10 protein-coding genes are annotated in these 13,666 nt (G+C 42.3%); 4 read left to right on the forward strand and 6 right to left on the reverse strand.

Features of this window, described 5'->3' with window-relative positions:
* The first annotated feature begins 124 nt into the window (after positions 1 to 124).
* Complete coding sequence (locus tag Q7674_RS19945) at positions 125 to 790, forward strand: GntR family transcriptional regulator (protein ID WP_179946563.1); 666 nt, start codon at positions 125 to 127, stop codon at positions 788 to 790.
* 323 nt (positions 791 to 1,113) lie between these two features.
* Here the strand turns inward: Q7674_RS19945 and ilvN are convergent, their stop codons facing one another.
* The 6 genes from ilvN to Q7674_RS19975 form a co-directional block, all read right to left on the reverse strand.
* Positions 1,114 to 1,611, reverse strand: a complete 498-nt coding sequence (ilvN, locus tag Q7674_RS19950) for an acetolactate synthase small subunit (protein WP_045063541.1) — start codon at positions 1,609 to 1,611, stop codon at positions 1,114 to 1,116.
* Positions 1,611 to 3,329 (reverse strand): acetolactate synthase 3 large subunit, encoded by a 1,719-nt coding sequence (locus tag Q7674_RS19955; protein ID WP_043128841.1) that lies wholly within the window; start codon positions 3,327 to 3,329, stop codon positions 1,611 to 1,613. Before Q7674_RS19955 ends, ilvN begins: the two co-directional genes overlap by 1 nt.
* A gap of 326 nt (positions 3,330 to 3,655) precedes the next feature.
* Positions 3,656 to 5,479, reverse strand: coding sequence for an AMP-dependent synthetase/ligase (locus tag Q7674_RS19960; protein ID WP_045063540.1), 1,824 nt, complete (start codon positions 5,477 to 5,479; stop codon positions 3,656 to 3,658).
* A gap of 612 nt (positions 5,480 to 6,091) precedes the next feature.
* Positions 6,092 to 7,048, reverse strand: coding sequence for a transcriptional regulator LeuO (gene leuO, locus Q7674_RS19965; RefSeq protein ID WP_023932256.1), 957 nt, complete (start codon positions 7,046 to 7,048; stop codon positions 6,092 to 6,094).
* Positions 7,049 to 7,372: 324 nt separating this feature from the next.
* A complete protein-coding gene (locus Q7674_RS19970; RefSeq protein WP_045063536.1) occupies positions 7,373 to 8,491 on the reverse strand; it encodes an MJ1255/VC2487 family glycosyltransferase in 1,119 nt (372 codons plus the stop codon).
* A gap of 10 nt (positions 8,492 to 8,501) precedes the next feature.
* A complete protein-coding gene (locus Q7674_RS19975) occupies positions 8,502 to 9,011 on the reverse strand; it encodes a phosphatase PAP2 family protein (protein WP_045063534.1) in 510 nt (169 codons plus the stop codon).
* Between the two features lie 508 nt (positions 9,012 to 9,519).
* Here Q7674_RS19975 and leuA point away from each other — a divergent pair.
* The 3 genes from leuA (at position 9,520) to leuC (ending at position 13,658) form a co-directional block, all read left to right on the forward strand.
* Positions 9,520 to 11,061: a 2-isopropylmalate synthase gene (gene leuA, locus Q7674_RS19980; protein WP_305423199.1), complete on the forward strand. Its 1,542-nt coding sequence runs from the start codon at positions 9,520 to 9,522 to the stop codon at positions 11,059 to 11,061.
* A 61-nt stretch (positions 11,062 to 11,122) separates the two neighbouring features.
* The gene (gene leuB / locus Q7674_RS19985) at positions 11,123 to 12,211 is read left to right on the forward strand and encodes a 3-isopropylmalate dehydrogenase (RefSeq protein ID WP_045063532.1); all 1,089 of its coding nucleotides are present in this window, start codon (positions 11,123 to 11,125) and stop codon (positions 12,209 to 12,211) included.
* Positions 12,212 to 12,224: 13 nt separating this feature from the next.
* On the forward strand, positions 12,225 to 13,658 hold the full coding sequence (leuC, locus tag Q7674_RS19990) for a 3-isopropylmalate dehydratase large subunit (protein WP_305423200.1): 1,434 nt from the start codon (positions 12,225 to 12,227) through the stop codon (positions 13,656 to 13,658).
* The last annotated feature ends 8 nt before the right edge of the window (positions 13,659 to 13,666 follow it).

Below are 13,666 nucleotides of genomic sequence, written 5' to 3' on the forward strand. Positions count from 1 at the left end.
ATACCATCTAAAATGTTTAAGCAATAAACAAAGCAAGGTATAATTAGCTTCGACGAACTGTAAAGTTCACTGTACAGCAAAACAAAATCCCAATAACAATAATAACGGGATAATAATAAAAATAATGAGGACTCACGTGTCTAGCCCGACTTTAACAAATCAGGTTATGGAAGTAATTCGACAGGACATCTTGCTCGGTAAACTCACTCCTGGACAAAAATTGGTTGTAGCTGATCTAAAAGAGCGCTACAACGTTGGTGCATCTCCAATCCGTGAAGCATTAGTGCAATTATCATGGAAAAAATACATTAAATTCGCACCGCAAAAAGGCTGCTGGGTAGCCCCTGTCTCTATTGAAGAGCTTCAGGATCTTTTCAGTGCCAATAAAGTAATTTCACGTGAACTATTAACGCGTGCAATTACTCATGGTGATGAAGCATGGGAATTAAATATCCTTACGGCTTACCATAAACTCAGCCGAATAGATCCTACATCAGATGAGACCGATTTATCAGAATGGGAACAACGCCACTGCGATTTCCATACCGCGATCCTAACCAGTGAGCATTCTCCTGTGATGCTTGATATCTACCACGATATCTATGATCAAATTAAGCGCTATCGCCATATTTGGGTCAGTAAAATGCGTCAAGTCGAAGATCGCTACACTGATGAGGGTGAACATGAAGCATTGATGAAGGCCGTCCTTGCTCGTGATCTTGAGCAAGCGCAAAAGATCATGCATACCCACTTTGAACGTGCGGTAGAAGATATCAAAAATTATCTTTAATAGGTTCTGCTTAAAATAATAAAAAGCTCGCTAAGTGATTAGCGAGCTTTTTAGATCTTACCAACCGAAAATCTCTTTGTGATGGGTATTTAATAGCAAAACCACCAATAAAAAGTAGATAGCGCTAATTTTAAACCCCAAAATTACCAGAGTGGCTGTGGTTAATCGGACCAAAAATTGCTGCAGCATCGCTTACCTCTGTGGCATAGCGCTTCCCTGCCTTCTGCTCCTTAATTAAGCTTAGTCTATGTTTCTTATAAAACATTACAAACAAAAGAGCCGATTGTTGCATCAACAATCGGCTCAATATTTATCGGCTATGATTATGCTCTTAGTGCTCGCTCACCACGAGCCATACCTACTACACCACTTCTTGCAACTTCAATAATTTCAGTCGCTTCACCTACGGCTTCAAGAAAAGCATCAAGCTTATCGCCAGTACCAGCAAGTTGAATGGTGTATAGCTTACTCGTCACATCAATGATCTGCCCGCGGAAAATGTCAGCGGTACGCTTAACTTCAGCGCGAGCAAAACCACTTGCTTTCACTTTCACTAACATCAGTTCACGTTCGACATGTTCTGACTCAGTAACATTACTCACTTTTAAAATGTCGATCAGCTTATGCAGTTGTTTTTCAATCTGCTCATAAGCCGATTCATTTTTAACATTAGTCGTAATGTTTAAACGAGAAAGCGTTGGATCATCAGTCGGTGCAACGGTTAATGATTCAATGTTGTAGCCACGCTGAGAAAACAGACCAACCACACGAGACAATGCCCCTGGTTGGTTTTCAAGTAATACTGAAATGATTCTACGCATTATGTTCTCTCCGTTTTACTTAGCCACATCTCATTCATTGCACCGCCACGGATCAACATTGGGTACACATGCTCCGTTTCATCGACGCTGATATCGATGAAGACTAATTTATCTTTCAGCGCTAATGCTTTTTCTAATTCACTTTCTAATTTATTCGGATCTGAGATACGTACACCAACATGACCATAGGCTTCAGCTATCGCGGCAAAATCAGGTACTGAGTCCATGTAAGAGTGAGAATGTCGACCTTGGTAGATCATGTCTTGCCACTGCTTTACCATGCCTAAGAAACGGTTATTTAAGTTAATAATTTTAACTGGGATATCATATTGTAGTGCGGTCGATAGCTCTTGAATATTCATCTGAATACTGCCATCCCCTGTTACACACACCACTTCTGCATCAGGCAAGGCAAACTTCACTCCCATCGCAGCAGGAAGACCAAATCCCATAGTGCCAAGACCACCTGAATTGATCCAACGACGAGGCTTATCAAACGGATAATAGAGAGCCGCAAACATTTGGTGCTGACCTACATCAGAAGTAACATAAGCATCACCATTGGTTAGACGGTGTAGCGCTTCAATCACTTGTTGTGGCTTAATGCGCTCGTTACTCGTCTCGTAGTTTAAACATTGGCGATCACGCCATGTCGAGATCTCTTGCCACCATTGATCAATAGCTGATTGAGCGTTGTTCACTTCATGCTCTTTTAACTGCTTGAGCATTTGATTTAAAACTGTATCTGCCGAACCTACGATTGGAATATCAGCAGAAACCGTTTTAGAAATTGATGAAGGATCAATATCAATATGCATGATGGTCGCATCAGGACAATATTTCTCTAAGTTATTGGTCGTACGATCATCAAAGCGTACACCCACACCAAAGATCAGATCTGCATTATGCATCGCCATATTGGCTTCATAAGTCCCGTGCATACCTAACATGCCTAAACACTGTTTATGGGTACCAGGAAACGCACCAAGCCCCATTAAGGTATTAACCACTGGAATATTTAACGATTCAGCAAGCTCAATCAACTGCTCACTACACGATGACATGATCGCGCCACCACCAACATACAAGACGGGCTTTTTCGCAGACAGTAATGCTTTTACGCCGCGTTTAATTTGGCCTTTATGACCTTGGGTAGTGGGATTATAAGAGCGAAGGGCAATCGACTCTGGATATTGATAAGGATACGCTTCTGCTGGGTTTAGCATATCTTTTGGAATATCGACTACAACAGGACCAGGACGCCCTGTTGACGCAATGTAGAACGCTTTTTTAATGATCGCTGGAATATCTTCAGGCTTGGTCACTAAAAAACTGTGTTTCACCACCGGACGTGAGATCCCGACCATATCACATTCTTGGAAAGCATCATTACCAATCAAGCTACTCATTACCTGACCGGATAGCACCACCATCGGAATTGAATCCATATAAGCGGTAGCAATACCCGTAATCGCATTGGTTGCGCCAGGCCCCGATGTGACAAGCACAACACCGACTTCACCCGTTGCACGCGCGTAACCATCTGCCATATGAACAGCAGCTTGTTCATGGCGAACAAGGACGTGTTCAATATCACTTTTCTCGTGAAGGGCATCGTAGATATCAAGAACTGAGCCACCAGGGTAGCCGAATATATGCTTAACGCCTTGATCGATCATAGAACGTACGATCATATCAGCGCCGGACAACATCTCCATATTTTGTCTCCAGGTCGATGAAACATAGTTAGGGCTTATTTTTAGCCTAATAAACACATGATCTCGTCATGCTATGTATGCTGCGTCAAGCCATAACAAAACGCAGTTACCTGTAACAACTTTAACGCTTTTGCAGCATTTAGATCCAGTAGCTAAATAGAGTTTACGGTTAAAATCTAACAAATGACTTATTCATAAGTATTTCTACAAACAACCTCTTTTACTGCCATATTAATAACTAGATTATTAACAAGATGCCAAACATGTCACTGCCGATAATAAAAAAGGAGCCCCAAGAGGCTCCTTAATTTATTAAAAGTAAAACATTAATCGTCTTTATGAGAGGCCTTTTTATGGCTTTCCTCATACATGCGCTCAATTTCTTGATGGTAACGATCTTGGATCACTTTACGACGCAGTTTTTGCGTTGGGGTTAATTCACCATGATCCATCGAGAACGATTTAGGTAACAAGGTAAATTTCTTCACTTGCTCAAAACGCGCTAAATCTTTTTGTAACTCTACCACACGCTTTTCAATCAACTCGACAATTTGGCTATGTTTGATCAGCTCTAAACGGTCTTTATATTTGATATTCAATTCACGTGCGTGCTCTTCAAGGGTCTCGAAACACGGAACGATAAGTGCAGATACAAACTTACGCGTATCAGCAATAACGGCGATTTGTTCGATGAAGTGATCTTTACCAATAGCACCTTCAATCACTTGTGGTGCAATATATTTACCACCTGAAGTCTTCATCAACTCTTTAATACGATCGGTGATAAACAAGTTACCTTGCTCATCAATATAGCCCGCATCACCCGTTTTCAAAAAGCCGTCTTCTGTGAAGTTTTTCGCTGTCTCTTCAGGCATGTTGTAGTAACCACGCATCACCATTGGACCACGTACTAAGATCTCGTTTTCTTGACCGATCTTCACTTCAGCACCTGGCATTGGCATACCGATGGAATCAGGGTTATAGCAGCTGTCATCCCAACAAGATACGGTTGCTGTGGTCTCAGTCATGCCATAACCTAGCTTCACATTAATACCGATGGCATGGAAGAAACGACCGATACCTGCATCCAGTTTTGCACCACCACATGGCATAAATTTAATGTTCCCACCGAGCACAGCCTGCAGTTTTGATAACACTACTTTCTCAGCTAATGCGTGAGATTTCTTCAATAACCAAGATGGCTCACGACATTCTTGGCGTGCAACCGACATCTTCGCGCCCATATTAACCGCCCATGTGAAGATCATTTTACGGTGTAATGGTGCACGAGAAACTTTGTCGTGAATACCGGAGTAAATTTTTTCAAATACGCGTGGTACCGCTGACATGTAATGTGGTTTTACTGTTACTAACGCTTCTTTTAGTTTGTTTGTATCTGACAGATAACAGTTCACCACACCACGATGGAGCACATAGAACGTCCATGCTCGCTCAAATACGTGTGATAGCGGTAAGAAACACAGTGATGTATCGCCTTCATCTAAAGCTAAACGCTGATCGTGCGCTTCAATTTGTGAAGCAATGTTCGCGTAATCTAGCATTACCCCTTTCGGTGTACCAGTTGTACCCGAGGTGTAAATAAGGGTGATCAGATCATCCATTGCTTGCTCAGCTAAACGGGTATCTAGCTCTTGCTGATACTCTGCGCTTGCTTGATTAACAAAGTCATTGTAATGACAAGCTAATGGATGCTTAGGAATAACTACATCATCAGATAAAGCGACAATACGCTCTAACTGAGGGCATTGATCTGCAATTTCGACAGCCGCATCCATTTGCGCCTGCTCGCCAACAAATAAAACTTTTACACTTGCATCTTGCAGAATGTAAGCCGCTTGTTGTGGTGTACTTGTTGGGTAAATAGGAACAGTAATACAACGATTGTATAAAGTAGCAAAATCAGCCACAGTCCAACGAGGCATATTATTTGAGAAAATACCTACTTTATCTTGAACTTGTAGCCCCTGACGCAATAGCGCTAACGCCAATTGCTGAATTTGTTCACCAAAACAATTCCAACTAATATCTTGCCATTCACCATCAACTTGATGACGTAATGCTGCCTTTTCGCCTAAACGGGCAATTTGGCTACGAATGCGGTGAACAATATGAAAATCGTGTTGTGCCATAAGTACTCTATTTTTTTAGCTTACACTTGTAAGCCGATTCGAGGTATGCAGTCTACAATTCAGCCTATAAAAAGCCAACCATAATGCACATAAAAATATCTCTTCTGACGCCTGAACTTTACTCTACGCCTTGTCAATAAAGGCTATCAAACGACTTTTTGAGCAATTGATAAAAGTGTAAGAATCTATAAATAACATGGACGAACAGCGAAACCTCACACTCACACTCACACTCACACTCACACTTATATACCCAAGTGACTTGGGTTTATTAATAATATTATTATTTCACTTCTCGTATTTACTGCTCTTACCACTACCTTTAATAGGGATATACCCAAGCGACTTCAATATGCCTGATTCAGAGCGAGGTCACTTATTCCAAGTTGTCTGACGCAAGAAGTCGGCTCAGTGACACGATCCCAAAGGGCGAGCGTCCTTAGCTCTCAGACTTTGTTAACGATTCTCAATGTAGAACCACTATATCTACGAATCGTTGCCGCGCCTGAGAACTAAGGTCATCTCGCTGAACACTGCACCTTGAAGTTACTTGGGTATATAAGAAAAAAGGCCAGCAACTTAGCTGACCTCTCTTTCAATGATGCTTATTGATTACTGGGCTAGATTGCCACAGATAGCCATTAATTGATCACGCATCCAAATGTTACCTTTGTCTTTTTGGGTTGATTCATGCCAACTTAGGTAACCGCTGATCTTGTTGTTCGCAAATGGTAGCTCTAATACCTTTAATTGTAGGTTATCAGCCACAGATTCCGCTAACCAACGAGGTGCTACCGCAATCAGCTCAGATTGACCAACAACGTACATAATGTTGCTCAAGCTTGCACCGTGGTATGCTTCGTTGTAATTCACTGTTTGATTGTAAATATGATCAGAGAAACTTTTCACTTCTGGTACATTTTTAAGTACCGCGTGCATTTCATGGTTAAACTCTGATTCTGAAATGCTATCACCTAAACGCGGGTGCTTATCTGATGCTATAACCACTAACTCATCGCTAAACAATTCTGTGCTACAAAAACCTTGCTCATCAAAGCGCACATAATCAATAACAAAATCGATTTCCTGATAACGCAATTTTTGCGCTAAATCCACTTCAAATTCTGCTTCAAGTTGTACACGCAAGTTCGGTGCTTGCGCTCTCATTTCTGTCAAAATTTGAGGTGCAAAACGCATGTCAGAAGGGCTACAAATAGCAAGCTTAAATGAGCGGCTCGATGTCTGAGGACTAAAGATAGAGCACGGCAATTCATTCTTCACTAATTGCAACGCTTGGCGTAGTGGACCAAACAGTTGTTTTGCTCGTTGAGTAGGTTGAATACCACGACCATGGCGAATAAAAAGTTCATCATTGAACATAACTTTCAGGCGAGCAACAGCATTACTTACAGCAGGTTGTGACATACCCAAATTATGTGCAGCACGAGTGATATTTTGCTCTTGCATCACGGCATCAAAAACCGTCAATAAGTTAAGATCAACACTGCGTAATGTAGATTCCATTGAGTAATTTTCTGCTGGGTAAACTGTAGATGTCTTACGTGTCATGTTATGCCTCTAATTATTAATTTATAGGCATATCCGTTATGCCAGCAGTAACTTAGAAGCCTAACGCTAACTTCTAGTGTTACCCCCCTAAACTCGGGATGAGACAAGTATTATCCAAACCGATTGACGAGACTAATAATAGAAAATAAGCGATCATGAAGATTGTATGAATTGATGAGCATTCAGAAAATAAAACAATTAAAATCAAATAGATAATTAACACATAAAATAAATGAAAAAATATATAAATAAAAATTTAGATCGTTTTTTAATATAAAACATCACCACCGATTCAAGAATAATCAGTATTCTAAGGTAATTAATTCACTTCATTAATGGTTTAGTTAACGAAAGGTTCGAGGTGATATATTGGCTTTCTGGATAATGTTCAGACATCACTTCACAAACCAATTCGGGAAATTCAACTTGCGACCAAAGTGTATTTTGCAGCGTTGTTATATCATCCCAACCACTACTAAGTAACCACTTACCAACTTCACTTGCAACATCAGGAATTTTGACTCGTCCAACACTTTCACTATCTAGCCATACTCGCATGGTCGTGATATCTAACGACTGAGTCACATGAGCCAATCCCATCATTGCTAAAGTGGCAACATTACTGCTTTGTTCAAATTGCCCTTGTAGTGGTTTCAACAACAATTTTTTTCCCAGTGAAATCGCCTCCGATGGCAATTCAAATCCACCGTTTGCCACCACGCCTTTGCATTGATGTAAGTGATGATGAAAACCATCACGACTGAGTGGTTTTAACTGCACATTTTGCCACTGAGATTCAACCTCAATATCGGGGTGATAACAGACAAAATTAATCTGCTGAAAATGTGAAAGTAGCTCGGTAATTTGAGTTAAGGATTCAAATGGCAAATACACCAAAATGAACGATGCTTGATTGATGCTTGGCTTATCAAAACAAGGAATAATCGGCGGTAATATTGGACAGTTAAAATGATACCAATGCAGTCCAATTTGATACTGAGTTGGAGCAAAATAACGCGTCAATAATCGATCAAATAGACTGTCATTGACCTTAGGTACATGATGAAGAAATGCCGCTTGGTGACTAAGCGATAAACTCGGTACTTGCTGTTGCTTGGCTGCCCATGCCGTTACTGGCTCAAAATCATTAAGCACCAAATCATAATAGGATAAATCTAACGTTTTCACTTCTTGACGGAAATAACCTAAATTCAACTGACGCCACGTTTTCCACTTTTGCACACATCCTTGCTCGGTAACAAACGTTAGCCCTTTACCTACTTGAAAGTCACCAAAGCAACTCATATCAAAAAATTTGTCTGAGGCTCGACCTGAAAAGTAATAATCAACCTCACAGTCTAACGCCTGAAAAACCCGAGCCATTTCGCGAGCACGAGAAATATGACCATTGCCTGTACCTTGGATCCCATAAAGTATTTTCATTATTTATTCCTCACAAGGTAACACTGACTAATTCAAAGCAAACAAGGCCTAATAACGCACCTGCCACAATATCGCTAAAGTAATGCACTCCCAGCAACACTCGAGATAGCCCAATACAGCCAGCCCAGCACCAAACCAAAAAGCTAAAAGCAGGAAAAAAACTTGAAATCAAAGCTGCCATCATAAAAGCAGCCGCGGTATGACCTGACGGCAAGCTGTAGCGATCGGAAGGTTTAATAAAGGTGGGTAAACTGACTGGGCGATCGCGTTTGAAGCTATTTTTCAATAACCAATACAAGGGTAATTCAATTAGAAACATCAATAAGCCATAGCGAAGAAATGCACTACCTTGTTGATCATCAATCAACCATACCATCAAGCCAATCAAAGCATAAAGATGACCATCACCAGTACGAGAAACAATACGGCTGATCTTGGCTAAGGAAGGGGTAAAGCGATGACAAAGGCAAAGCGTTGAAAACGCATAGTCAAAACGCTGGATTGGGCTTAATAACGTCATCTATCAATCTCCTTTTATAATTATCACTAGCATAAAAAGGAGTTATGACAGCAGGGTTAAGCTTCAAAGGAGACTCAATGACAATCCATTTCTCTATTTAAAAGCAATTAAATGTTAATAAAAAGTAAGTCATGAAAACACTCTAAAACAGTATCGATAGCTTTATGTCTTTTACTTATATCGTGAAACAACACTTTCCATTAATTTAAAATCAACACCTTAATGGCATATTCGTAAAATAAACGTAATTATTGGTTGACCTTTGACCTGTCTATTTGGTATTCATTTGTTAATTAACTTTATATAAGTGTGTACAAAATGAAAAAGCATTTCTCATTACTCCTAAGCCTCCTCCTTATCGTGACTTAATCGCGCGGGTTGCTTATGGGTGGGAAATGCCACTAACGATTTTAGAACCCGCGCTACTTGCGCGGGTTTTTTCATATATCGACTAGCGCAAGTGAATGCGAACTAACCTGTAACGGTAATAGACTAAAAGGAAGTAGCAATGAAAGATCAGGTCATTATTTTCGATACTACGCTACGTGACGGTGAGCAGGCGCTATCAGCAAGCCTAACCGTTAAAGAAAAACTACAGATCGCATACGCATTAGAACGTCTAGGTGTTGATGTTATTGAAGCCAGCTTCCCTGTTTCATCACCCGGTGATTTTGAATCAGTACAGACGATTGCTAAAAACATCAAAAATAGCCGCGTTTGTGCCCTTTCTCGTGCCGTTGCGAAAGATATTGATGTGGCGGCAGAGTCCTTAAAAGTCGCAGAAGCTTTTCGTATTCATACTTTTATTTCCACTTCTACCGTTCATGTCCAAGACAAACTGCGTCGCAGCTATGATGACGTGATTGAGATGGGTGTTGCCGCAGTTAAACGTGCTCGCAATTATACCGATGATGTCGAGTTTTCTTGTGAAGATGCAGGCCGTACTCCTATTGATAACCTGTGTCGTATGGTAGAAGCTGCGATCAATGCAGGCGCGAACACCATTAATATTCCAGATACCGTAGGCTACACCCTACCAAGTGAATTTGGTGGCATCATCACTCAGCTATTTAACCGTGTACCAAATATCGATAAAGCCATCATCTCGGTTCACTGTCATGACGATCTAGGAATGTCTGTTGCGAACTCAATGGCGGCGGTTCAAGCGGGTGCTCGCCAAGTGGAAGGGACGATTAACGGCTTAGGGGAACGTGCGGGTAACTGTTCGCTAGAAGAGATCGCAATGATCATCAAAACCCGTCAGGAGCTACTTGGCGTGACGACTAATATCAAACACGATGAAATTCATCGCACCAGTAAAATGGTCAGCCAACTATGTAACATGCCTATTCAGGCCAACAAAGCGATTGTCGGTGCTAATGCCTTTAGTCACTCCTCAGGTATTCACCAAGATGGCATGCTAAAGAATAAGAACACCTATGAAATCATGACACCAGAGTCTATTGGTCTGAAAAACCAAGCACTAAACCTAACCAGCCGTTCCGGTCGTGCAGCAGTGAAAAGCCATATGGATGCCATGGGTTACACCGAAAACGAATACAACCTAGATAAGTTGTACGCTGATTTCCTAAAACTGGCAGATCGTAAAGGTCAGGTGTTTGATTACGATCTTGAAGCACTGATGCATTTTTCCAACCTACGTGATGAAGATGACTACTTCAAACTCAATTACCTAAGTGTGCAATCAGGTAGCGTAATGGCAACCACCAGCATCAAGCTGCAATGTGGTGATGAAGAAAAGTGTGAAGCAGCTGTCGGCAATGGTCCGGTTGATGCGCTATACCAATGTATTTACCGTTTAACGGGTTACGACATCGTATTGGATAAGTTTGATCTAACCGCCAAGGGTGAAGGTGAAGATGGCTTAGGTCAGGCAGATATTATCGCAAACTACAAAGGCAGAAAGTACCACGGTACTGGTCTCGCAACAGATATTGTTGAAGCTTCTGGTCAAGCCCTACTGCATGTTATTAATAGTATTCACCGTGCAGATCAAATTGAAGAGATCAAACAGCGCTCTGCTCATTGAGCTAATAGCAAACCCAGATAACAAATTTTAATGTTTAAATAATTACGGAGAGCAACAAGCCATGGCAGGTTCTTACAAAATTGCAGTTCTACCCGGTGACGGGATCGGCCCAGAAGTAATGCAGCAAGCACATAAAGTGCTAGATGCTGTTGAAGCTAAATTTAATCTCACTTTTGCCCGCACAGAGTACGATGTGGGCGGTATTGCTATCGACAACCACGGCAGTCCACTACCTGATGCAACCCTAAAAGGTTGTGAAGAGGCTGACGCTGTACTATTTGGTTCTGTCGGTGGCCCTAAATGGGAACATCTTGCGCCAAACGATCAACCTGAGCGTGGTGCCCTACTACCGCTACGTAAACACTTCCAACTATTTTGTAATCTTCGCCCAGCACAGATCCACCGTGGTCTTGAGAAGTTCTCGCCACTGCGTGCTGATATTTCTGAGCGTGGCTTTGATATTGCGGTAGTACGTGAACTAACGGGCGGTATCTACTTTGGTCAGCCAAAAGGTCGTGAAGGTGAAGGCGATCAAGAAAAAGCGTTCGATACTGAAGTTTATTACCGTTATGAGATTGAACGTATTGCCAAAATTGCCTTTGAATCAGCACGTCTTCGTAGCAAGAAAGTGTGCTCGATTGATAAAGCGAACGTACTACAAAGCTCAATTCTATGGCGTGAAGTGGTCGAAGAAGTGGCAAAAGACTACCCAGATGTCAGCCTTAGCCACATGTATATTGATAATGCGACGATGCAGCTTATTAAAGATCCTTCGCAGTTTGATGTGATGCTATGTTCAAACATCTTCGGCGACATCATTTCGGATGAATGTGCCATGATCACAGGATCTATGGGTATGTTGCCATCCGCCAGTCTTAACCAAGACAAGTTTGGCATGTACGAACCTGCGGGCGGCTCTGCACCTGATATTGCCGATAAGAATATCGCCAACCCTGTGGCACAGATCCTATCAGCAGCACTGATGCTACGTTACAGCCTTGGCGAAGAAAAAGCCGCACGCGCCATCGAGCAAGCAGTATCACAAGCACTGGAAGCCGGCGAACTCACCGCCGATCTTGCCAGTGATAAACCTGCATTAACCACCTCTGAAATGGGCGATAAGATCGCTGCATACATTCAGCAAGCATAAGGGAGCATGAGCAATGTCGAACACTAATAATAGCGCCCCTAAAACGCTTTACGAGAAAGTTTACGATGCCCACGTTGCTGTTGCTGCACAAGGCGAAAACCCGATCCTGTATATCGATCGCCACTTAGTACATGAGGTGACATCACCACAGGCTTTTGATGGTCTGCGTGAAAAAGGTCGTAAAGTACGCCAAGTATCAAAAACCTTTGCAACCATGGATCACAATGTCTCTACTCAAACTAAAGACATTAATGCCTCTGGTGAAATGGCACGCATTCAAATGGAAACGCTAGCCAAAAACTGTGAAGAATTTGGCGTCACCCTGTACGATCTAAACCATAAATATCAAGGTATTGTGCACGTTATGGGCCCAGAGCTAGGTATTACGCTACCGGGTATGACCATTGTTTGTGGTGACTCACACACCGCCACTCACGGTGCCTTTGGCGCGCTAGCCTTTGGTATTGGTACTTCTGAAGTTGAGCACGTTCTAGCAACTCAGACCCTAAAACAATCTCGTGCCAAGACCATGAAGATTGAAGTAAAAGGTAAAGTTGCTGAAGGTATTACCGCTAAAGATATCGTCCTTGCGATCATCGGTAAAACCACGGCTGCTGGCGGTACGGGTTATGTGGTGGAGTTTTGTGGGGAAGCCATTACCGATCTGACCATGGAAGGTCGTATGACCGTCTGTAACATGGCAATTGAACTAGGCGCAAAAGCCGGTTTGATCGCACCCGATCAAACCACGTTTGATTATATTAAAGATCGTGAATTTGCACCCAAAGGCGCTGAGTTTGATGCTGCAGTAGAGTATTGGACATCACTGAAATCGGATCCTGATGCCGAGTTTGATGCGGTAGTCACCCTTGATGCGAAAGATATTAAACCACAAGTGACATGGGGAACTAACCCTGACCAAGTGATTGCCGTTGACGAGCCAATTCCAACACCTGAAAGCTTTAACGATCCAGTAGAAAAAGCATCAGCGGAAAAAGCCCTCGCTTACATGGGGCTAGAAGCAGGTAAAACACTGTCTGATTTTTCTGTTGATAAGGTATTTATCGGTTCATGTACCAACTCACGTATTGAAGATATGCGTGCAGCAGCAGCGATTGCCAAAGGGCGTAAAGTTGCCCCTAATGTTCAGGCTCTGGTTGTGCCAGGTTCAGAGCAAGTTAAAGCACAAGCGGAAAAAGAAGGGCTAGATAAAATCTTTATTGAAGCCGACTTTGAATGGCGTCTACCTGGGTGCTCAATGTGCTTGGCAATGAATAACGATCGCTTAGGTCCCGGTGAACGTTGTGCCTCAACCAGTAACCGTAACTTCGAAGGTCGCCAAGGTCGTGATGGACGTACTCACCTAGTAAGTCCTGCGATGGCAGCCGCCGCGGCATGTGCAGGTCACTTTGTCGATATTCGTCAACTAGACGCAGCTTCTGCGTAACAAAAGGA

It is taken from the genome of Photobacterium leiognathi, from assembly GCF_030685535.1.
Classification (GTDB): Bacteria; Pseudomonadota; Gammaproteobacteria; order Enterobacterales; family Vibrionaceae; genus Photobacterium; species Photobacterium leiognathi.

Coding starts and splice junctions, on each gene's coding strand:
- Q7674_RS19945 (WP_179946563.1), top strand. CDS start 125: ATGAGGACTCACGTGTCTAGCCCGACTTTAACAAATCAGGTTATGGAA.
- ilvN (WP_045063541.1), bottom strand. CDS start 1,611: ATGCGTAGAATCATTTCAGTATTACTTGAAAACCAACCAGGGGCATTG.
- Q7674_RS19955 (WP_043128841.1), bottom strand. CDS start 3,329: ATGGAGATGTTGTCCGGCGCTGATATGATCGTACGTTCTATGATCGAT.
- Q7674_RS19960 (WP_045063540.1), bottom strand. CDS start 5,479: ATGGCACAACACGATTTTCATATTGTTCACCGCATTCGTAGCCAAATT.
- leuO (WP_023932256.1), bottom strand. CDS start 7,048: ATGACACGTAAGACATCTACAGTTTACCCAGCAGAAAATTACTCAATG.
- Q7674_RS19970 (WP_045063536.1), bottom strand. CDS start 8,491: ATGAAAATACTTTATGGGATCCAAGGTACAGGCAATGGTCATATTTCT.
- Q7674_RS19975 (WP_045063534.1), bottom strand. CDS start 9,011: ATGACGTTATTAAGCCCAATCCAGCGTTTTGACTATGCGTTTTCAACG.
- leuA (WP_305423199.1), top strand. CDS start 9,520: ATGAAAGATCAGGTCATTATTTTCGATACTACGCTACGTGACGGTGAG.
- leuB (WP_045063532.1), top strand. CDS start 11,123: ATGGCAGGTTCTTACAAAATTGCAGTTCTACCCGGTGACGGGATCGGC.
- leuC (WP_305423200.1), top strand. CDS start 12,225: ATGTCGAACACTAATAATAGCGCCCCTAAAACGCTTTACGAGAAAGTT.